Genomic DNA, 21695 nt, shown 5'->3' with positions numbered 1-21695 from the left:
ATGAGAGATAGGCTTCCTTTCTGATTTGAATTTGGTGTGGTAACTTTATTTTATCAGATTTTTGTCTATCTCTCTTTTCTTTTTTCTTAATTTTGTCCAATATCTATTGTAGCACTACATCAAGCTATGCTAAATTTGCGGTAATCCCTTGACAACAATTGAGGGACAGTTTATAATAAAAAAGTATACAATTATATCAATTTATATATTTGCAAAGTTGAAGGAGAAATAATTAATGTGTGTTGTTATTCCTGATTGCACTTCTTGCAAGAATTTTAAAGGTAAAAATAAGACTGGATTATTCTACTGTAGTGCCTTTCCACAAGGACTTCCTAAAAAATATTTTTGGGGAAATATACCTGTGAGAAATATATCAGAATGTGCAAATAAAATCAGGTTTGAAGAAATTGATGATTAGTATATAAAACAATTATTTTATAAATTTTCTCAAAACAGTTGATTTTACAGCGAAAATATGATAAAATTATAGTAATATATTTTATGAAAGGAACGATAGTTAATGAACGACAAGAAACCTATGGTCATGAGAATACTCGTTCTCGCTTTGGTTGCCGCACTTATACTCGGTCTGATCGTCGGAACTGTCATTAGTGCTGTATAATGGTGCATATCGGAAATAGCTGGGACGATATTCTGGCTGATGAGTTTAAAAAGGAATATTATTTGAAACTCCGTGAATTTTTGAAATACGAATATTCACACTTCACTGTTTATCCTGATATGCATGATATCTTCAATTCATTGAAGTACACGCCTTATGAAAACGTCAAGGCTGTTATCATTGGACAGGATCCTTACCATGGTCCGGGACAGGCTCATGGTCTTTGTTTTTCCGTTAAAGCTGGTGTTAATCCACCACCGTCTTTGCAGAATATTTTTAAAGAACTTAATGCTGATCTTGGTATCTCTATCCCTAATAATGGCGAGCTTACTGATTGGGCTAAGCAGGGCGTGCTGATGATGAACACTGTTCTTACTGTTCGTCAGGGTCAGCCTAATTCTCATAAGGGTAAAGGCTGGGAGCAGCTTACTGACGCTGTAATAAAAAAGCTTAATGAGCGTAATGTGCCTACTGCGTTTATCCTTTGGGGTGGCAATGCGAAGGCTAAGGCACCACTTATAACGAACCCTATTCATGCAGTATTCAAGGCAGCTCATCCATCTCCATTGTCTGCGTATAATGGTTTTTTCGGATGCAGGCATTTTTCTAAGGTTAACGATTTCCTTGTAAACAACAATATTCAACCAATAGATTGGACAATAAGCAATAAGTAAAAAAATAACCTCGGTTTGTATCACTACAGACCGAGGTTTTATTTTTATAGTTTTTTGATGTGCTGTATTAGCAACGCTACGCCCGTTACAATGAGATTGTAGACGATAACTAACGTTGGAGTAAGCTGAACAAAAGATCCTGCCAGCATCATTATAAGGGCTATGAGCGCCGCAAGTATCGTTGCACCATACATCACTGACGCACCAAGTTCTGCGGTAAATTTGAGCCTTTTTGCGCCTATCACAAGCATTGCAAATGACGGAAAATGTCCGCTGCAAAGCATTGATGAAGCCTGACGTGGAACGTACTCGGTTTCGCTTTCGTAATCCTTGTGATATCTGAAGCTGAGAAGCTTAACGCTGTCGCTTTCAATATCAAAGAGGTCAGAGAGAAAACGCTGTGAAAGAAAGCCGTCAACTGTTCTTATTACTGTTGTGATACCTTCAAGTTCAAGCTCCTGAAGCCAACGTGTAACGGACAGATTAGGCGATACCTGAATAACGAACATTGCTGCTGTTATTCCGGAAATAGAAAGATAGACAGCAACATTACCATTTGTATACTCCTTCTCTTTTGCTTCTGACGGCAGGCCGTCAATAGAGTGGTTTTCCATAAGCTCTCTTGTACCAAGAAGTACACGTTTGTTTTCTATCCAGCCCGAAAGTCCAAGACCGTCCTCATAAATGTAGCTTTCAACAGGATAAAGCAACTCAGTCTTGCCTCTGAGCATTTTGTAGAATGTAGACTTAAGAACACTTCCCGATTGGCAGCTAAGGCTTGCCGCCATTAAAATGCAGTCTTCAATAGAAATAGCTGAGAGAAGCTTAAGGTTTGCAAGCTCAATGCTTCCTTTAGGGAAAAGCTGTTCAGCGTCAACAAGAAGTGAATTTGTGTCAGCAAATTCATCAACAGAAGAATATCCCAGCATTACCGCTGAATACTGCAAATACTTCTTTGTAGCTCTTGCCAGAGGTACATTTACTATAAGCATTACCGCAAACGAAGAACACATGGTAACAGTGCCTGAGAAAGCCGCAAGTGCTATAAACAAACGTTCTTTCATGTTTGACGCACCCTTATCAAATATAAGTGACAAAAGTGCTATAACAACGCCTGCAATGAGGATATAAGGACTTATTTTCTTTGAATACTCATCTGAGATATCAGAAGTGTAGCTGTTCTTCATAAAATCGTCCACAAACTCGGTCTTGCGCATAGCTGCTATCTTTGGCTCTGCAACAGCACCTCTTGTGAAGTTTTCTGCTATTTCCTCATCTTCAACGGATGTAACTGCATATCTCTCAAAATCTCCTGCAACGTACCTAAAATTACGCTCAGTACGTTTTACCACCATAAGTTTTCCAAGAGTATTGAATATCAGACCCACGATTGCAACGGATATGTAAACATGGTAAACACTGTCACGAATAGACTCAGGGTCAAATAGATTTATTATTCCTGCAATGACGGTAATAAAAATACCTATCGCTGCTATTGTATCATTATCTGCCTCTTTTTTAAATAGGCTTTTCATTCCTGCAAGAAGCACGTTATAGCACACCGCTATAGAAATAAGGCCCAAAATAGTGTTTGCAAACAGATATGCCGCAGGGGTTATCGTTCTGTCAAATGTCTTTATAAGAGGCAGTTCCAAGTCATTTGCAACCGTGATGAATGTGCTGAAAATGCCCGTAAACAGAAGTACACAAAGCCTTAGAACAAGGTTACTCTTCACATGACGGATAGAGCCAAAGACCTTTTCGGCGTCATCAAACTTCTTAAATTCCGTCTGCCCTGCTTTGTCTTTATCGTTTGTATCATCACTGTCAGGCTCGCTTTCCTGCTCGTCAGTTTTAAGAACAAAGCTGTCAACTTTCTTCTTTCTGTGCTGTGACAATATAGAGGATTTTTCCTCATAGGTGGCGTCATCAGGGATAAGTGCCTTGTCAAACTCCTCTGTTTTCGGGATTATTTTTCCCGTCAGTCCCATTTTGATATCTTTAAGGCTTGCCCTATTCACAGGCGGAATGCTCTGCTTTGCAGCCTTGCCTTTTTTATGTTTGGTGAGATTATTTATAAGTGCAGCATTTTCCTCGTTACGTTTTTTATCGTTCGTATGATCTGATGCCAATTCATCATCAAAATCTGTTGCTTTTATTGGATCATAGCCGTCACTGTCTATATCGCTGTCATCATTATCTTTTTCAATACTCTCATCAATATTAGTATCTTCATTTAAAATTTCATCGTTTTCCTGTGACTCGTCAGCTTTTAAATCGTTTTCAACTTTTTCGCTGTATTCTGAAATTATATCGTCTATTGAGAATTTATCAGCCAAAGCTTTAACCTCCCTGTTTCTTATAGATTTCTCTGTCTTACGGCTTCATACATAAAAATGCCCGCCGCAACGGAAGCATTCAAAGAATTGACTTTGCCTGCCATAGGCAAACTAAGCAAAAAATCACATTTATCTTTTATTAAACGTCCCATGCCAAAGCCCTCAGAGCCGACTATCAGCCCTATAGGACCAGTTAGCTTAACTTCAGTATAGCTCTGTCCCTCGCCGTCAGTTCCGTATATCCACACACCGTTTTCTTTAAGCATATCAATAGTTGCTGCAAGATTTGAAACTCTTGCAACAGGCAACCAGCTTGCTGCACCTGCGGACGTTTTGAAAACAGTTGCGTTCAATGATGCACTTCTTCTCTTTGGAATGATAACGCCGTGAGCACCTGCCGCCTCAGCCGTTCTGATTATTGCACCAAGATTGTGCGGATCTTCTATCTCATCGCAAATGATAATGAAAGGATCCTCTCCCTTTTCATTTGCGATGCTGAGAATATCCTCCGGAGACACATACTCCGCACACGCACCCATAGCAATAACACCCTGATGTGAAGCTCCCCTGCTCATATTGTTGAGTTTTGTTTCGGTAACACGCTTGACATTTATGCCTTTTTCCTTTGCAAGTCTACAAATAAGTGTTATAGAGCCTTTAGCCTCAGGGTTAATATAGATAGTGTCGATCAGCTTATTTGCTTTTAAAGCCTCGATAACAGGGTTTCTGCCAATTATAAGCTGCAGTTCATTTTCTTCGTCTAAATTATTATTTTTATCTTGATAATTACTCATTGAATTTTCCTTTTCAAAAAAATATACTACTCGTAATTATACCACAAAAAAACCATAATGCCAATAGTAAACAGGCTTTTTATATAGACTTTCGACGATTTACACAAATTTTATCAATGATATTTATGCTTATCACATACACAATGCGATAAGCAGCAGAACAAGCATTGCCACACCTATTATAGTTGATATCACAGCCGCAAAGTTGAATTTTCTGTTTGTCGAAAACATTTTGTCCCCCGTTATCGCACTTGCGATATCAACAGCATTTTTTCTTAAAATATCAGGGTGTAGATGATTTTTATTTGCGTTTACAAATAATAGAATCTTATCAAAACATTCATTTTCTGTACACTTTATTTCGATGATTTGTTTATTAATTCCTTTGAGCATGACGGTCAACTCCTCTGAATACCAATTACTTGATTATATTACTGATTGTTGGCATTTAAAAAGTGCAATATTCAACATTTCAACGCAAAAATGTTGAATATGAAAAGTTTTCAACATTCGTAGGGGCATTTTCTGTTGAAAACCATGTTGAAAACGTTGAAAACTCATGGTTTTATCGGTATTTGCAGGCTGTTGAAAACTTCATATTATAACGAAAATCGACCATTCAAGCGAAAAAACGCTAACATTTGGGAACAAATACATACGAGAATGTTACGAATATATTAACATACAAACTTGTTTGTTGAAGGTTATTTGTTAGCAGTGGAATAACCGCACTTTACATAATTTTTGAATTTGTTTGAGAATAAATTTACAATGCTAGATCCAAAGTACAAAAAAATGACCCGATCAAAGAACAATGACCTATTAAATAATATAAGCTGATCTTCTGTACATATAATTGTACTTTTACAATCTTCTGCATAAAATCTAAGCTGTAACCATTGTAACGAAAAGTAACGAAAATTTCTTATCTTGTGGTAAGAAATTTTATAGCACGCTCTATGGAGTCTTTTGAGTTTCCCCAATCGGCATTTGCTCCTGTGTTACGGTAGTCATACATCTTGCAGTAGTGTGATACGTCCGCTTCAAGAGTGTCAAGATATTTGCTTGTCAGCTCGCCGCAAGCGTCAATAAACTGCTTCTGATATTTCTTATCCATATTTTCAGTACACATAGACACTAAAAGGTCATAGTGCGGCAGACAAAGCATTTCCTGCTGAGCAAAAAGATCTCTGAAATCACGCTGTTGAACATACATCTCAAACAGCGTAACGAGTATCCTTGACATTCCCCAATCCACCTTGCTGCATACAAAACATTCGTTATTTACTGCGCTGACTTTCTTTTGCTTTGCTGTCTTGCCCTCAAACATTTTCTTTCGTGTGAAAATATGCTTTTGCATATCCTGCAAATGTGATTGAAGCATAAGCGCAAGTGACAGTCTATTTTTGCAGGCTCTCATCTGTTCAAAATGTGTTTTGCAGAAACCGAGCTTATTGGTCTCAATACGCACGTCTGGCTCCATCATAGCCGCTCCCATTATGTATTCAACAGTTCTCTGCTCCAACGTATCACGCAGGCGGCATATTGGGCAGCCGCATTTCGGCTCAAATATATCTGTGACAGGTATTGTCAGAATGCTTTCTCTCATATGATCTATCCTTTCTTAGATATGTTTATTTTATCCGCTTGAAAAATTCTAATATTTATAGTATAATATTTTTTGTAGAATTTTGCAAGTAGATTCGATGATTTTATGATAAATAGGAGCTGAATTTTATGGATTATACACAAAGTGGCAGTGACATTTTGCTGAAACAGCCTGATTTTGGACTAGATGACACACTTGATTGCGGACAGGCTTTTCGCTGGGAGAAGATAGATAAAAAAACTTACAGCGGAGCTTTCCTTAACAACAAACTTACCATAAGTGAGGAACCCGAAAATGGCGTGTTTAGGCTTCATGACACTACTATGCAGAACTTTGAAAACATTTGGACTGATTATTTTGACCTGAATACTGATTACGGGGAGCTTAAACGCCGTTTTTCTGAGGACGAAACTCTGTCAAAGGCCTGTTCCTTTGCAGGCGGCATAAGAATACTCAGGCAAGACAGTTGGGAAGCGTTATCTTCCTTTATAATAAGTCAGAACAACAATATCCCAAGGATAAAGGGCATTATAGGACGTCTGTGTGAGCATTACGGCGGCTACCCTTCTGCTGAAGATATGGCAGATGAAACTATAGACAGCCTTGCGTATCTGCGTTCAGGGTTCAGAGCAAAATATCTTGTTGACGCCATTGAAAAGGTTTTGAGCGGTGAGATAGACTACCAAAAGATAAAAGAAATGCCCCTTGACGATGCACGAAACGAGCTTATGAAGATCAAGGGCGTTGGTCCGAAAGTTGCTGATTGTACACTGCTTTTCGGCTTTTACAAAACGGACGCTTTCCCAAAAGACGTGTGGGTGAAGCGAGTGCTTGCACAATGGTATCCGAACGGACTTCCATCTTGTGTGAAGGGTGTCGAGGGCATTGCACAGCAATATCTATTCCACTACATAAGAAATACCCAGAAATAACAAAAGACCCGATCGTAGAGTTTTCCACGGTCGGGTCTGATATTTTATTACATAGACTCTGGGCAAGTTATCTTGAGCATATCAAGAATATTCTTTATTACCTGCTTAACTGCAAGTGAAAGTGAAAGTCTTGCCTGCATAACGCTCTCGTCTTCTCCCATGATACGGCAGTTGTTATAGAACTTGTGATACATTGTAGCAAGGTCTATAACATACTTTGTTACCTTAGCTGGGTCATAAGCCTTTGCAGCCTCGTTTATAACGTTCGGCAGAGTAGCAAGGTGTTTTATCATCTCCTGCTCCTCAGGCGCTGTGAGGACGCTGAGAGCCGCCTTGTCGAGGCTCTTAACTTCAATGCCCTCTTCGTTCATCTTTTTAAGGACAGAACAAATTCTTGCGTGTGCATACTGTACATAATAAACTGGGTTCTGGCTTGTCTGAGATACAGCAAGGTCAAGGTCAAAATCGAAGTGAGAATTAGGCTCACGGAGATTGAAGAAAAATCTTGCTGCGTCTATCGGTATTTCATCAAGAAGAGTTGACAGAGTGATAGCTTTGCCTGAACGCTTTGAAAGCTTATACTTTTCACCGTTACGGACAAGGTTTACCATTTGCATGATAACAATGTCAAGTCTGTCAGCGTCAACACCAAGTGCTGTCATAGAAGCTTTAATACGAGCTATATATCCGTGGTGGTCCGCACCAAAAATATCTACAGCCTTATCGAATTTTCTTACTGCAAGCTTGTTGTAGTGATATGCGATATCAGGCACAAGATATGTTGGCACACCGTTTTCACGAACGAGAACTCTATCCTTTTCGTCACCGAACTCTGTTGTTTTAAACCAAAGGGCACCGTCTTTTTCATAGGTATGACCGCTTGCTTTGAGCTGTTCGATAACTCTCTGAACTGAGCCGTCCTTGTGAAGTGTGCTTTCGTTGAACCACTTGTCATACTGTATTCTATATTTGCCAAGGTCGTCGTGAAGCTTCTGAATGTTCTTTGGCAAGGCAAAATCGCAAAGTGCCTGACGGCGTTCCTCGCTGTCAGCGTTCACATACTTATCGCCGTATATCTCATTGAATGCGTTTGCATGGTCGATTATGTCCTGACCCTTATAAGCGTCCTCCGGAAGCTCAGTTTCAGGCTTATATATCTGAAGATATCTAACTTCGAGTGAAGTCTTGAACTTCTCTATCTGATTGCCTGCGTCATTGATATAGAACTCTCTTGCTACCTCATAGCCTGCCTTTTCAAGAACAGACGCAAGACAATCGCCTATAGCTCCGCCTCTTGCATTGCCTATGTGCATAGGACCTGTTGGATTTGCAGAAACAAATTCCACAAGAACGCTCTTTCCTGCGCCAAGGTCAGTTTCACCGTATTTCTCTTTCTGCTCCAAAACAGTGGCAACTACAGTTGCATACCATTCAGTAGAATAGAAAAAGTTGATGAACCCAGGACCTGCCACTTCACATCTTGCAAAGTATGAGCCGTTAAGGTCTATCTTTGATACGATAGCTTCTGCTATTTTTCTTGGATTGTTTCTGAAAGGTCTTGCACATACCATTGCGGCATTAGTGGAAACGTCACCGTTTTTTGAGTCGGCAGGTATCTCCGTATTAAATGCAGGAACAGGCTCTGCTGGAAAAGTTCCGTCTGCAACAAGCTCGCCCATAGCCTTCATTACAAGCTCCTTAGCCTGAATAAATGCGTCGCTTATGAGATTAGTCATATTATTTTTCCGTCCTTCCAAATATAATTATGCGACAACATTTGCCGCTTTTACTTCTATAGCTATCTCAAAATCACCGATATAGCTTGAATTGACATCTAAAACATAGTGAAAGAAAAGCATTCCACCGTTTTCGTCAAGATCTGATTTTATGGTTTTAGCGGTTATGCCTATCATAAAATCACCGTATGGAGTGCCATAAACGCAATGCTGCTTTTCGCCTATATCAACAACAAGATTCGCTTCAACCGTTCCGGTTCTGTTCATAGTCACCTTGCGGCATCCTTCGGTTTCTAGCGTTGTAACGCTTCCTTCAAATCCTGTTGCCTCAGACTCCTCATACGATATGCGATATCCTTTTTCGGTTGCTTCATAAAGTCCTGCTGAGATAAGCTCTGTTTCTTCTTTGGTATTACCGTCGCTTTGACGGCTAACAAGTTTTATTGATACTTCCTTGCTGGTCAAATAAAATCCTCCAGTTTACAGCTTTAGGCTGCATTTTGATATTTGTGCATTGATATTGTTTCCGAGAAAACGTTCAACATTCTCAGAAAACAGCTCAACGCTGTCGGTACAGTAAAGCTCAAGGCTCTCACGCTCTTCTCTTTCAGCCGTATCATCGCTGTATGAAAGGGAGTTGAGTGCATATTTCGCAAGCTCTGCACCTGATGAAACAAGTGTTACGCCCTCGCCCATTATATCTGAAATTAGTTCAGTGAGGTGTGGATAGTGAGTACAGCCAAGAATAAGCGTATCAACGTCTTCTTTTTTCATTATTTCAAGATACTCCTGTGCGATATACCTTGCAGGCACGCAATCAGGAGCAGTATAGCCATTCTCCACCAGTGGTACGAACATAGGGCAAGCCTTGCCGACCACCTTGATGTTAGGGTTAATGCTTCTTATAGCTTTGCCGTAAATGCCGCTCTTTATGGTCGCACTTGTGGCTATAACGCCTATCCTGTTATTCTTTGTAGCAGAGCAGGCAGCCTTTACAGCAGGCTCAACAACTCCGCTTATGGAGATATCTGACTTTATATCCATTGCAGGCAATACAGAAGAAACTGTACCGCAAGCAACGAGTATCATTTTAACGTTATGCTGTTTAAGAAACTCTATATCCTGTCTGGCATAGCTCATTATAGTCTCTTTGCTTTTTGAGCCGTATGGCACTCTTGCCGTGTCGCCAAGATAAACGATATTTTCATTTGGCAGAAGCTTTATAAGCTCTTTCACACAGGTAAGCCCGCCAACTCCTGAGTCGAAAACTCCAATGGCGGCGTTATTCATAATCAACCTCCGCCTTATCAAGTGCCAGCTTGATAAGCTTATCTTCCTGCTGTGCAGGGGTCATTCCCTCGTACTGCATAAGCTGTGGATACATACTTATAGGCGTGTGACCTGGGAGAGTATTTATCTCGTTAAGAATAACAGTGCCGTCTTTCATAAGGAAGAAGTCTACTCTTGAAAGTCCGCTGCAGCCCATTGCTCTGTATGCCTTGACAGCCGTCTTTCTTATTTCTTCAATGCTCTCCTCGCTCATTCTTGCAGGGATAAGCGTTTTGGAAGCGGCGTCATTATATTTTGCGTCAAAATCGTAAAACTCGTCATTTGCGGAGCATACTTCACCAACAGTTGAAGCAAAAGGCTCGTCATTGCCCATTACCGCACACTCGCACTCCATGCCAACTATAGTTTCTTCTACAATGACCTTACTGTCATGTGCAAAAGCAAGCTTTATGGCAGCTTTAAGTTCATCTCTGTTTTTAGCTTTTGAAACGCCCACAGAAGAACCGCAGTTTGCAGGCTTGACAAACATTGGATAGCCAAGCTTGCTTTCCATTTCGTCACACTTTTTGTCAAGATGTGAAAGCTCTGAGGTTATAATGCCTACCCACTTTGCTGTCTTTATGCCGTTTGCGTCAAGAACAGTGTGTGTAAGTCCCTTATCCATGCAGTTTGCAGAGGATATGCAGTCACAGCCTACAAATGGAATCTCAGCAAGCTGAAAAAGCCCCTGAATAGTGCCGTCTTCACCATTCTTTCCGTGAAGGACTGGGAAAATAACGTCAACTTTTACATTCTGATATTCGCCGTTTTCTCCAAGAGCGATAAAGCCCTTGTGAAGAGGGTCAGGGCTGAGAACGCATGGAACATTATCAGGGTGCTGTTCCCATTTGTTTGACGCAATATCGTCAACATCTCCTATATATTTCATCCAGTGACCTTTTTTTGTTATTCCAATACAAATAACATCATATTTGTCCTTTGGTATACTCTTTATAACGTGAGTTGCAGAAACAACAGATACGTCGTGCTCGTTTGATTTTCCGCCGAAAATAACGGCAACTCGGATCTTAGACATAAAATTTCGTCCTTTCTGAATTAGTATCATAATATTATAACATATTTCCGCTAAAATTGCAAATCTTTTTGTGCCAAAATATATGCAAAACTGCCTTGAATATTGTGTTTATTGCATAAGGCATGACTATTTGCCATAGCCCGCGACTTTTTCAAAGCTCATATTTCCACCGAAAATGTCAAGGGCAGAACCAATGGTGAAGTCTATCTTTCCATTTCCAAGTTCTTTCAGGTTATCGAGATCCTCAAATGATGAAATTCCTCCGGCATAGGTCAATGGAATGGTGCAGTATTCTCCCATTATCTTTGCTATCTGCGGCTCAATGCCCTTTGCTTTGCCCTCTGTGTCAACAGCATGGATAAGAAATTCATCGCAGTATTCTGAGAACATTTCTAGGGTCTGGCTGTTCATTTCAATATCGGTGAATTTCTGCCAGCGGTCTGTCACAACGTAATACTTCCCGTCCCTTTTGCGGCAGGAAAGGTCAAGAACAAGTCTGCTTTTGCCAACGGACTTCACCAGTCTGTTCAGATTATCGAAATTAACAACACCGTTTTTAAAAACAAAACTCGTCACGATAACATGGCTTGCACCCTTTTCAAGAAATTGTGCGGCGTTTTCGTCATTTATTCCGCCGCCTATCTGCAATCCACCCTCAAATGCGGATAATGCACTGTAGGCTTGTTCGAGGTCTGCGTTGTAAAATTCGCTGCCGACAGGGTTCAGTATAATAATATGTCCTCCTGTCAGTCCGTATGACATATAAAGCTTGCCATAATAAGCGCCGTCATATTCTGAAACGAAGTTATCCACAGCATAATTGTTTTTGTCAGAAAGGCTTCCGCCCACTATCTGTTTTACATTACCATTATGGATATCTATGCAAGGTCTGAATTTCATTGCTCTCTCCTATCTGAATTTTCTCATGTATATCACCAAAACTATATCATTTCCGTTTTGGACGCGTTGACAGTATACTTGATGATCTGTATGCTTTTCGCAGAAGCTGTCAAAAACTTTGCTAAGCCCTTTGATATTTCTCTCATTGAAGTTCGTGTCTATCTGGTCAGTTTCACTGAATTGGAAATCGCTCATATCTGACGTTACCGCCACGCTGTCCTGCATATTATCCAAAGCCTTTTCCATAAGGCTCTCTATCTCATTTACCGAGTTTATATGCGTAACTGTCTGCGTAATATAGCTGAACTTTGTACTATCTGTATCAGGAAGCTCTGTATCGTCCCAGACGTGTTTTGTTTTCATGTATTCTTTTGAGACATTAAAATACTTGTGCCTTATTGGTCTATCAGTAAAGTCAGGGATAGGATCGTCCCAGCAGACGTCAACATAATACCAACTACCGCCTATCTGAACTATGTTCCATGAGTGATCGTCGCCCTCAAAATCTGTGGCATATATGGTCTTGCAGGGTATTTCCAGCATATCCATAAAAAGCTGAAACGTTGTGGAATAACCTGAGCATATTGCTTTTCCGTTTATAAGACAGCCATATGGATTATCAGAGTTTGGCAGGCCAATACCAAGCGCATTGAGATGTGCTTCGTCATAGCTTGAACAGCCAACTATATAATCATGTACCGCAAGCTCTTTTTCGTAATCGTTCATGTCAAGGGTAATAAGTTTTTCAATGGCTGAAACGGCTTTGTTGTATATTTCAAGCTGTTTATCATCAAGATCTGCTGTATTGCCTGAGAGATAAGCCTGAGATATAGGCGTGCTGTCATAGTATTTATCACTTCCGCTTTCGCTGTCAGCACTTGATGATGTAGTCACGGCAGAGGAATTATCCACAACTGTTGTGGGCTTTTGTGACTCTGTACAGCCTGTCAGACATAGTATCACCGCCGATAAAAATATCAAAACAGTTTTTGATTTCATGCTTTTCACCGCCTTGTTTTCTCTGATAACACAACTATTATATAATATACGCTTTGCCGTGTCAAGTAAGGATATCGTAAGAAGTGAAAATTTATACAGTAAGTTGACGTATACCATGCAAAAATATGCATTAAAACGCTATAAAATCAAGCAAATGTTTATATTTACCTTGACAAAAATCGCAATTTGTTATAAAATATTAATATCAGTTATTTTTGAAAGGATTGTTGTTACAATGGGACTTACTTTAACAGAAAAAATACTTAAAGCACATCTTGTTGACGGCGAATTTGTTAAGGGTCAGGAGATCGGTATCCGTATCGACCAGACGCTTACTCAGGACGCAACAGGTACAATGGCTTATCTTGAATATGAGGCAATGGGCGTTCCTCGTGTCAGAACGGAAAAGTCTGTAGCTTATATCGACCACAACACGCTTCAGTCAGGCTTTGAGAATGCCGATGACCACAGATTTATCGGTTCTGTCTGCAAGAAGCACGGCATTTATTTTTCACGTCCCGGAAACGGTATCTGTCATCAGGTACATCTTGAGCGTTTCGGCATACCAGGTAAGACCCTTATAGGCTCTGACAGCCACACTCCAACAGGCGGTGGTATCGGAATGATCGCTATAGGTGCAGGTGGACTTGATGTTGCAGTTGCAATGGGTGGTGGTGCTTATTACATCACATATCCTAAGATAGTAAAGGTAAATCTCACAGGCAAGCTTTCTCCATGGGTATCAGCTAAGGACGTTATCCTTGAAGTTCTCAGAAGAATGTCTGTAAAGGGCGGCGTAGGCAAAGTTATAGAATACTGCGGCGAGGGCGTAAAGACACTTACAGTCCCTGAGAGAGCAACTATCACAAATATGGGTGCTGAACTTGGTGCAACTACATCTATCTTCCCTTCTGACGAAACAACACTTGCATTTCTGAAGGCTCAGGACAGAGCTGACGTATGGAGCGAGTTAAAGGCTGATGATGACGCTGTTTATGACGAACAGATAGATATCGATCTTTCACAGCTCGTACCACTGGCTGCCTGTCCTCATTCTCCTGACAACGTTAAGAGCGTAAATGAGATCGGAAAGCTTAAGATAGATCAGGTTTGTATCGGCTCATGCACAAACTCTTCTTATGTTGACATGATGAAAGTAGCTCACATTCTTAAGGGCAAGACAGTTGATCCTAGCGTTTCACTTGCAATCGCTCCAGGCTCAAAGCAGGTACTTAACATGATCGCTGAGAACGGCGCACTTGCTGATATGATAGCAGCAGGCGCAAGAATACTTGAATCCGCTTGCGGTCCATGTATCGGTATGGGTCAGTCACCTAACTCAAAGGGTGTTTCACTTAGAACATTCAACAGAAACTTCGAGGGACGTTCAGGTACAAAGGATGGTCAGATCTATCTGGTATCACCTGAAATGGCTGCTGTTTCAGCTCTCACAGGCTACCTCACTGACCCAAGAACACTTGGAGATATGCCTAAGTTCAAGCTTCCTGAACATTTCAAGATAAACGACAATATGGTTGTTCCGCCAGCTGACGAGGCTGATATGGACAGCGTTGAGGTTCTTAGAGGACCAAATATCAAGCCTTTCCCACAGACTTCACCGCTTGATGACAGCATTGATTGTCAGGTATCACTTAAGGTGGGCGACAATATCACAACAGACCATATCATGCCTGCCGGTGCGAAGATACTTCCATTGCGTTCAAATATCCCTGCTATTTCACAACACTGCTTTACAGTATGTGATGAGGACTTCCCAAGACGTGCAAAGAACATGGGCAAGTCAATAATCGTTGGCGGCTCAAACTACGGTCAGGGCTCATCAAGAGAACACGCAGCACTTGCTCCTCTCTATCTTGGCATAAAGGCTGTTCTTGTTAAGAGCTTTGCAAGAATACACAGAGCTAATCTTATCAACGCAGGTATCCTTCCGCTCACATTCGTAAACGAGGCTGATTATGACAAGATAAATCAGGGCGATGAGATCGTTCTTGCTGACGTTCGTGCAGATGTTGAGGCTGATATGTCTAAGCTTACTGTTGTGAATAAGACAACAGGTGTTGAGATACCAGTTCTCTGCGAGCTTACAGGCAGAACAAAGGATATCATTCTCGCAGGCGGTCTGCTTGACTACACAAGAGAACAGCTTTCAAAATAATCGAGCTTGATATGGAGGTTTCCTATGGGGATTTTCTCGAAACTCTTTGGTGCAAAGGATAACACATCAGCGGTGAAAGAATATTCTTTCATTGCTGATATCGCCGCACTTATCACAGATAATAACAGCGAAGTCGTTTCAGCTCTTCGTGAGTGTGCAAGCAATCCTTGGGCTTATGCTGAAAAAAACGCTTCAAGATATTTGCAAAGAGGCGTAGTTGTTTCTGACAGGGAAGCAAATGATATTGACGATATCTGCTGGATAGGTATGATAGACGAACTTGAAGAAAACGGCTATCTCTTCCCTTGCGACTATTCAGAGGAGGTCGAGAACATTCTCTGGGGACTTTCACAGCTTAAAAATTACGGCTTGATAGAAAAATATGCAGACGGCTTTGAGGCTGACGATGATGATGACGTTGAGACTTTTGTTCATAAGTTAAACAGTGCTCTGAAAGACGCTTGCATATGTATGATAGATATTGACAGCGACAGCTACGAGCTTATTATTACAAGTCTTGACGTTTACAAAAAGATATCTGCGATAGCTAAAAACAACGGATATTCCATTATTACTTTATAGGAGGTCTTACCAATGGCAAAAATTCAGATGAAAACACCGCTCGTTGAAATGGACGGCGACGAAATGACCAGAATTATCTGGCAGGATATAAAGGATATTCTTCTTACTCCATATATTGACCTTAAAACAGAATACTATGACCTTGGTCTTGTTCATAGAAATGAGACCGACGATCAGGTAACTGTTGATTCTGCAAACGCTACAAAGAAATACGGCGTTGCTGTTAAGTGTGCAACTATCACACCTAACGCTGCAAGAATGCCTGAATACAACCTCAAGGAAATGTGGAAATCCCCTAACGGCACTATCAGGGCTATTCTTGACGGAACTGTTTTCAGAACTCCTATCCTTGTTAAGGGTATCACTCCATACATTCCTACATGGACAAAGCCTATCACTATCGCTCGTCACGCATACGGCGACGTTTATAAGAACGTTGAAATGAAGTGCCCTGCTGGTTCAACGGCAGAGCTTGTTTGCACTGACAAGGACGGCAAGGAAACTAGAGAAACAATTTACAACTTTGAGTGCGACGGAATCATTCAGGGTCAGCATAACAAGTCGACCTCCATTGCATCATTTGCAAGAGCTTGCTTTAACTTTGCACTTGATAAGAAGCAGGATGTTTGGTTTGCTACAAAGGATACAATTTCAAAGAAGTATGACCACACATTCAAGGATATCTTCCAGGAGATATACGACAACGAGTACAAGGCTAAGTTTGAAGCGGCTGGTATCGAGTATTTCTATACTCTTATCGACGATGCTGTTGCAAGAGTTATTCGTTCAAACGGCGGTTATATCTGGGCCTGCAAGAACTATGACGGTGATGTAATGTCTGACATGGTAGCTACAGCATATGGCTCACTGGCTATGATGACTTCTGTTCTTGTTTCACCTGACGGCATTTATGAGTACGAAGCTGCACATGGCACTGTTCAGAGACACTATTACAAGCATCTCAAGGGCGAAGAAACTTCTACAAACTCAGTTGCCACACTGTTCGCATGGACAGGAGCTCTGAGAAAAAGAGGCGAACTCGATAACCTGCCTGAGCTTATGAACTTTGCTGATTGTCTTGAAAAGGCAACTATCGAAACTATCGAAGACGGTGTTATGACAGGTGATCTTTATCTGCTTTCTACACTTGAAAATAAGAAGAAAGTAAATACAGTGGACTTCCTTAAGGCTGTTGACGAGAGACTTAAAAAGCTTTTGGGTTAATTTTCATATCACAAATATTAAAAGCTGTAGCACTTTGTGGTGTTACAGCTTTTTTTAATAGAATATTATGCCGAGAAAGGCGGAGCTTACAATTATTGCAATCGGTGAGAGCTTGAATTTCTTCAGTTTCAAAAGAAGCACATCTGACAAGGCTATGAGCAGGAATATTATCAACGCTTTATAGTCAAAAGCAGGCTTTGAATTTATGGTGGTGATATTTAGCAGTGAAGATAAAGCCATTGTAATGCCAGTGGCGAGTATCATCGCAACAACGCAAGGACGAATGCCTGAAAGCATTGCTTTTACCCCTGAGTATTTCAGCAGGTCTTTCATGATCGAAGCTATGATGAATATTATCACGAACGATGGCAGCACAACGCCAAGGGTGGCTATCAATCCGCCTATGAAGCCTGCCTGCGATGAGCCTACAAAGGTCGCCATGTTCACTGCAAGCGGTCCAGGGGTGGACTCAGATACGGCAATAAAGTTCACAAATTCGTCCTCACTGAGCCAGCCAAAGGTAAGAACTTTTTCACGGATAATGGATATCATTCCATATCCACCGCCGAATGACACTGCGCCTATTTCAAGAAAAGTGAGAAAAAGCTTGAGGTATATCATTTTTCGGCACTTCCCTTTCTGAGGGTTTTAATCAGATACACGGCAATGCCCACAGCACCACTTATGATAATATAAAATACTGATGAAAACTTCACAGAAAAAAGTGTGAAAAGTATCATCATTATGAAAACTCCAAGCATTATAATTTTGTCAAGCAATGTGTTATCAAGTGCTTTCAACATTCTTAGTCCTGCAGTAAGTATGAGATATATTACGCCCACCTGAATGCCACGGAATCCAGCGTAGACTACTTTTAAAGACAAAAATTTGTCAAAGAAAAGTGATATTATGTAGATTATAAAAAACGACGGTATGCACACACCGACAGTTGCCGCAATAGCACCCAGCACACCGCCTATTTTGTAGCCGATATATGTAGCACTGTTTACAGCAGTTGGTCCGGGGGTGGACTCTGATATAGCTGTCATATCGAGAAATTCTTTTTTATCAAGCCATTTTTTGCGCACACAAAATTCTGTTTCAAGCAAGGCTATCATTGCATATCCTCCGCCAAAGGTAAAAACGCCTATCTTAAGAAAGGTCAGAAACAATGTTTTTATATTTGAATTGTCATTTTTCAAAAAAACTCACCTCTTTTTATATTATAACGAACTTGTCCTAGTAAGTCAATGCTTTTATTAGCATTTGCTGATTTATTACGAAACATTAAAATAATCTATAATTATGTGTAAAACAGTTGACAATAGTCGATATATGGTGTATAATATACTTTGTTAAAATTAAATAGCCTTATCAAGAGTGGTGGAGGAAACAGGTCCTGTGAAGCCCAGCAACCTAGCGTTAGTTAAGGTGCTAAATCCTGCGGTTATTTCCGAAAGATGAGGAAATTGAGTAATTTCAAGCGTTTCGGAATGAAGCGCTTTTTTTGTGGCTGTTTTTAGATTAACAAATATTCAGAAAAGAGGTATTTTTATGTCAAAGTATTTATTTACATCTGAGTCGGTTACTGAGGGACATCCTGACAAAATATGCGATCAGATCTCTGACGCTATACTTGATGCTCTGCTGGAGCAGGATCCTATGTCAAGAGTTGCCTGCGAAACGGTCACTACAACAGGTGTAGTAATGTGCATGGGCGAGATAACAACAAAAGCTATAATCGACATACCACAGATCGTTAGAGATACAGTTGTCGGTATAGGCTATGACAGAGCCAAGTATGGTTTTGACGGACACACCTGTTCAGTTCTCACAACTATAGACAAGCAGTCGCCTGATATTGCAATGGGTGTTGACAATGCTCTCGAAGGCAGAGCTGAAAACGCATTCGATACAGGTGCAGGCGATCAGGGTATCATGTTCGGTTTTGCTTGCGATGAAACACCTGAACTTATGCCAATGCCTATATCACTTGCTCACAAGCTTGCTCTTAAACTTACAGAAGTTAGAAAGAACGGCACTTTGCCATATCTCAGACCGGACGGAAAAACTCAGGTAACAGTTGAATATGATGATGGCAAGCCAACAAGAGTTGACGCTGTTGTAGTTTCTTCACAGCATGATGACGCTGTAACACTGGAGCAGATAAGAGAAGATATTATCGAGAACGTTATAAAGACAGTTATCCCTGCTGAACTTCTTGATGAGAACACTACTTATTTTGTAAACCCAACAGGAAGATTTGTAGTCGGCGGCCCTCAGGGCGACAGCGGTCTGACAGGAAGAAAGATAATCGTTGACACATACGGTGGATATGCTCGTCATGGTGGTGGTGCTTTCTCTGGAAAAGATCCTACAAAGGTTGACAGAAGCGCAACATATGCTGCAAGATACGTTGCAAAGAATATCGTTGCAGCAGGTCTTGCCAAGAAGTGCGAGGTTGAGCTTGCGTACGCTATCGGTGTTGCTCACCCCGTTTCAATCATGGTCGACACATACGGCACAGGAAAGGTTTCTGATGAAAAGATAGAGGCAGCTGTAGAAAAGGTATTTGACCTTCGTCCTGCTGCAATAATCAAGAGCCTTGACCTTAGAAAGCCACAGTACAAGCAGCTTGCAGCTTATGGTCATATGGGACGTGAGGATCTTGATGTAGCTTGGGAAAAGACAGACAAGATCAATGATCTTCTTGAAGCAGTTAAATAATAAATATCAAAGCCTTGACAGGAATGTGCCTGCCAAGGCTTTTTTTGTGTTCAGCATTAATTTTGTTTTAGTCTTTGCCTTTAAGAATAGGCGACAAAGGCTTATAAATAAGAATTGTGACCAATGCACAAATAATACCCTTCACAAAAGTAAAAGGCAGATTGAAAATACACAGTGCAGAGAAAATATTCTTTACGCTACCCATTATCTGCTGGTACATACCGAGTATAGCAGCTTCTCCACCGAATGCTTTAAAGTATATAGGATAAACGATAAAATAATTCAACGGCAAGCTTATTACTGTGAAAACCAAAGTTCCAATGATACAGCTTATGATAGCATTCTTTCTGGTTTTTTTCTTGTGGTATATAACAGAAGCCGTCAGCACAAAAGCTGCACTTGTTACAAAGTCGAAGATGTTGCCAATACCCATTGTTGTGCCTAGTCCCTTTATAATCAACTGGATAACGTTCTTGATAAGGCAAACGATCACGCCTGCAATAGGTCCCATTGAGAAACCTGCCAACAGGGATATAACATTTGAAAGGTCAAGCTTGATAAATCCTGGCATAAGCGGCACAGGGAAATCAAGGTAATATATTACAGTAGCTATGGCGCTGAGCATTGCCACCGTTACCATTTTTCTTGTTGTAAAAGTTTTATTTCTTGGCATAGTGTTATCACTTGTCATTTTAATTCCTCCAAATAATAAAATTATCGGGAGAAACAGCAGCAAAAGCAAAAGCACCCTGAAAATAAAATCAGGGTGCAATTTATGCGTTATTGATCTGTCGTTTCTTCCATCCGGACTTTACCGTCGGTTTCGGATTTTCACCGAATCAGCGCATTTCTGCGGTCGAGGACTTACGAACATTATTCGATCACCTCCGGTGTGGAATTTCACCACCCCTGAAACACATTATTAAATTTTGCTGAACACTTTTTATGAGATTAATCCTCGTTGTCCTCGTCCTCAATCTCTGAGAAATCAAACTCAAGGCTCTCTCCACAGTTTGGACATTCAATAGAACCATCAGCGATAATGTTCTCGCCAAGCATTATTGTGTCACCACAGTTAGGGCACACACACTCGTACATAGCGTCATCATCATCATCATCGTCATCATCACAACAACAATCATCGTCGCAACAACAATCATCGTCGTCATCACCGTAAATTAGATCTTCTATCTCGCCGAGATCCTCGTCAAGAGTATCTACAAGCTCAACTGTTTCGTCAACTTCTTCGGCAATATCTTCAACTGTAGCAGACATCTCATCAAGAATATCAGCCATAATTGTCAATATCTTTCCCTCATTTGTGGAATCGTCAATCTTAAGACCTTCCATAAGTCCCTTTAAATATGCAACCTTCTTTGACAGCTCCATAATATTCCCTCCGTTTCTAAAAAACCGTAAAGGCTAAAACTTACGCTCTTTCCATGTACTCACATGTACGAGTATCGATTCTTATTCTGTCGCCTGTGTTGATGAACAGAGGAACTCTGATCTCAGCACCAGTTTCAACTGTTGCAGGCTTTGTAGCATTTGTAGCTGTATCGCCCTTGATACCAGGCTCTGTCTCTGTTACTTCAAGATCAACAAAGTATGGAGGCTCTACGCCGAATACTGTACCCTTGTAAGAAAGGATCTTACATACCATGTTTTCCTTTACGAACTTAAAGTTATCTGAAAGCTCAGCCTTGTTTACTGGAACAAGCTCATAGCTCTCTGGATCCATGAAATAATAAAGATCGCCGTCATTGTAAGAATACTCCATATCCTTTCTCTCAACATATGCTGTTGGGAATTTAGCTGTTGGATTGTATGTCTTTTCAACAACAGAACCTGAAATTACATTTCTAACCTTTGCTCTGACGAACGCTGCACCCTTACCAGGTTTAACGTGCTGAAACTCAACGATCTGCATTACGTTGCCGTCCTCTTCAAAAGTCACGCCGTTTCTGAAATCACCAGCAGTTACCATTATTTAGTACCTCCATAAACATTCTTAAT

22 protein-coding genes and 2 riboswitches are annotated in these 21695 nt (G+C 40.7%); of the genes, 7 read left to right on the top strand and 15 right to left on the bottom strand.

Annotation, left to right across the window (positions count from 1 at the left end; translation table 11 throughout):
• Positions 1 to 235: 235 nt before the first annotated feature.
• Both KQH97_RS01635 and KQH97_RS01630 read left to right on the top strand, forming a co-directional pair.
• The gene (locus KQH97_RS01635) at positions 236 to 418 is read left to right on the top strand and encodes a glutamyl-tRNA amidotransferase (protein WP_216552327.1); all 183 of its coding nucleotides are present in this window, start codon (positions 236 to 238) and stop codon (positions 416 to 418) included.
• A gap of 203 nt (positions 419 to 621) precedes the next feature.
• Positions 622 to 1296, top strand: a complete 675-nt coding sequence (locus KQH97_RS01630) for a uracil-DNA glycosylase (RefSeq protein WP_216552325.1) — start codon at positions 622 to 624, stop codon at positions 1294 to 1296.
• Between the two features lie 44 nt (positions 1297 to 1340).
• Here KQH97_RS01630 and KQH97_RS01625 read toward each other — a convergent pair whose 3' ends face one another.
• The 4 genes from KQH97_RS01625 to KQH97_RS01610 form a co-directional block, all read right to left on the bottom strand.
• Complete coding sequence (locus KQH97_RS01625; RefSeq protein WP_216552323.1) at positions 1341 to 3635, bottom strand: hypothetical protein; 2295 nt, start codon at positions 3633 to 3635, stop codon at positions 1341 to 1343.
• Between the two features lie 20 nt (positions 3636 to 3655).
• Positions 3656 to 4429, bottom strand: coding sequence for a 23S rRNA (guanosine(2251)-2'-O)-methyltransferase RlmB (rlmB, locus tag KQH97_RS01620; protein ID WP_038671989.1), 774 nt, complete (start codon positions 4427 to 4429; stop codon positions 3656 to 3658).
• Between the two features lie 132 nt (positions 4430 to 4561).
• On the bottom strand, positions 4562 to 4822 hold the full coding sequence (locus tag KQH97_RS01615) for a hypothetical protein (protein ID WP_022286905.1): 261 nt from the start codon (positions 4820 to 4822) through the stop codon (positions 4562 to 4564).
• 532 nt (positions 4823 to 5354) lie between these two features.
• Positions 5355 to 6038 (bottom strand): DUF6062 family protein, encoded by a 684-nt coding sequence (locus tag KQH97_RS01610; protein WP_117876055.1) that lies wholly within the window; start codon positions 6036 to 6038, stop codon positions 5355 to 5357.
• Positions 6039 to 6166: 128 nt separating this feature from the next.
• Here KQH97_RS01610 and KQH97_RS01605 point away from each other — a divergent pair, with 128 nt between their 5' ends.
• Positions 6167 to 6970, top strand: a complete 804-nt coding sequence (locus KQH97_RS01605; RefSeq protein ID WP_216552321.1) for a DNA-3-methyladenine glycosylase — start codon at positions 6167 to 6169, stop codon at positions 6968 to 6970.
• Between the two features lie 47 nt (positions 6971 to 7017).
• Here KQH97_RS01605 and argS read toward each other — a convergent pair whose 3' ends face one another.
• From argS to KQH97_RS01575, 6 genes are all read right to left on the bottom strand, one after another.
• The gene (gene argS / locus KQH97_RS01600; RefSeq protein ID WP_117863811.1) at positions 7018 to 8706 is read right to left on the bottom strand and encodes an arginine--tRNA ligase; all 1689 of its coding nucleotides are present in this window, start codon (positions 8704 to 8706) and stop codon (positions 7018 to 7020) included.
• Between the two features lie 27 nt (positions 8707 to 8733).
• Positions 8734 to 9171, bottom strand: a complete 438-nt coding sequence (locus KQH97_RS01595; RefSeq protein WP_216552319.1) for a DUF1934 domain-containing protein — start codon at positions 9169 to 9171, stop codon at positions 8734 to 8736.
• 15 nt (positions 9172 to 9186) lie between these two features.
• Positions 9187 to 9996, bottom strand: coding sequence for a glutamate racemase (gene murI, locus KQH97_RS01590; RefSeq protein ID WP_216552317.1), 810 nt, complete (start codon positions 9994 to 9996; stop codon positions 9187 to 9189).
• On the bottom strand, positions 9989 to 11071 hold the full coding sequence (locus KQH97_RS01585) for a D-alanine--D-alanine ligase family protein (protein ID WP_117863808.1): 1083 nt from the start codon (positions 11069 to 11071) through the stop codon (positions 9989 to 9991). The genes murI and KQH97_RS01585 overlap by 8 nt, the downstream gene beginning before the upstream one ends.
• Before the next feature lie 126 nt (positions 11072 to 11197).
• Positions 11198 to 11971 carry a phosphoribosylformimino-5-aminoimidazole carboxamide ribotide isomerase gene (gene hisA, locus KQH97_RS01580; protein ID WP_216552315.1) on the bottom strand — a complete coding sequence of 258 codons (774 nt, stop codon included), beginning with the start codon at positions 11969 to 11971 and terminating at the stop codon, positions 11198 to 11200.
• 9 nt (positions 11972 to 11980) lie between these two features.
• Positions 11981 to 12970 carry a transglutaminase domain-containing protein gene (locus KQH97_RS01575; RefSeq protein WP_216552313.1) on the bottom strand — a complete coding sequence of 330 codons (990 nt, stop codon included), beginning with the start codon at positions 12968 to 12970 and terminating at the stop codon, positions 11981 to 11983.
• A gap of 235 nt (positions 12971 to 13205) precedes the next feature.
• On the opposite strand from KQH97_RS01575, the gene KQH97_RS01570 reads away from it, so the two are divergent.
• From KQH97_RS01570 to KQH97_RS01560, 3 genes are read left to right on the top strand one after another with little or no spacing between them, the layout of a single operon-like run.
• Positions 13206 to 15146 (top strand): aconitate hydratase, encoded by a 1941-nt coding sequence (locus KQH97_RS01570; protein ID WP_216552311.1) that lies wholly within the window; start codon positions 13206 to 13208, stop codon positions 15144 to 15146.
• A gap of 24 nt (positions 15147 to 15170) precedes the next feature.
• Positions 15171 to 15728 carry a DUF6630 family protein gene (locus KQH97_RS01565; RefSeq protein ID WP_216552309.1) on the top strand — a complete coding sequence of 186 codons (558 nt, stop codon included), beginning with the start codon at positions 15171 to 15173 and terminating at the stop codon, positions 15726 to 15728.
• Positions 15729 to 15740: 12 nt separating this feature from the next.
• Positions 15741 to 16952 carry an NADP-dependent isocitrate dehydrogenase gene (locus KQH97_RS01560; protein ID WP_117905362.1) on the top strand — a complete coding sequence of 404 codons (1212 nt, stop codon included), beginning with the start codon at positions 15741 to 15743 and terminating at the stop codon, positions 16950 to 16952.
• A gap of 54 nt (positions 16953 to 17006) precedes the next feature.
• Here the strand turns inward: KQH97_RS01560 and KQH97_RS01555 are convergent, their stop codons facing one another.
• Together KQH97_RS01555 and KQH97_RS01550 are read right to left on the bottom strand one after the other, a co-directional pair.
• Complete coding sequence (locus KQH97_RS01555) at positions 17007 to 17573, bottom strand: chromate transporter (protein ID WP_216552307.1); 567 nt, start codon at positions 17571 to 17573, stop codon at positions 17007 to 17009.
• Positions 17570 to 18154 (bottom strand): chromate transporter, encoded by a 585-nt coding sequence (locus KQH97_RS01550; protein ID WP_253286336.1) that lies wholly within the window; start codon positions 18152 to 18154, stop codon positions 17570 to 17572. Before KQH97_RS01550 ends, KQH97_RS01555 begins: the two co-directional genes overlap by 4 nt.
• A 166-nt stretch (positions 18155 to 18320) precedes the next feature.
• A riboswitch (SAM riboswitch) is annotated at positions 18321 to 18419 on the top strand.
• 87 nt (positions 18420 to 18506) lie between these two features.
• Here KQH97_RS01550 and metK point away from each other — a divergent pair.
• Positions 18507 to 19679 carry a methionine adenosyltransferase gene (metK, locus tag KQH97_RS01545; RefSeq protein WP_038671975.1) on the top strand — a complete coding sequence of 391 codons (1173 nt, stop codon included), beginning with the start codon at positions 18507 to 18509 and terminating at the stop codon, positions 19677 to 19679.
• Positions 19680 to 19746: 67 nt separating this feature from the next.
• Here the strand turns inward: metK and KQH97_RS01540 are convergent, their stop codons facing one another.
• From KQH97_RS01540 to efp, 3 genes are all read right to left on the bottom strand, one after another.
• Positions 19747 to 20370 (bottom strand): ECF transporter S component, encoded by a 624-nt coding sequence (locus KQH97_RS01540; RefSeq protein ID WP_022286891.1) that lies wholly within the window; start codon positions 20368 to 20370, stop codon positions 19747 to 19749.
• 97 nt (positions 20371 to 20467) lie between these two features.
• Positions 20468 to 20600, bottom strand: a riboswitch (FMN riboswitch).
• A gap of 30 nt (positions 20601 to 20630) precedes the next feature.
• Complete coding sequence (locus tag KQH97_RS01535) at positions 20631 to 21068, bottom strand: CD1247 N-terminal domain-containing protein (protein WP_216552305.1); 438 nt, start codon at positions 21066 to 21068, stop codon at positions 20631 to 20633.
• Between the two features lie 40 nt (positions 21069 to 21108).
• Positions 21109 to 21666, bottom strand: a complete 558-nt coding sequence (gene efp / locus KQH97_RS01530) for an elongation factor P (RefSeq protein ID WP_022286889.1) — start codon at positions 21664 to 21666, stop codon at positions 21109 to 21111.
• Between the last annotated feature and the right edge of the window lie 29 nt (positions 21667 to 21695).

Source organism: Ruminococcus sp. MSJ-25 (assembly GCF_018917825.1).
GTDB classification, from domain to species: Bacteria; Bacillota; Clostridia; order Oscillospirales; family Ruminococcaceae; genus Hominimerdicola; species Hominimerdicola aceti.
This window is presented reverse-complemented; position numbering and strand designations above follow the sequence as displayed.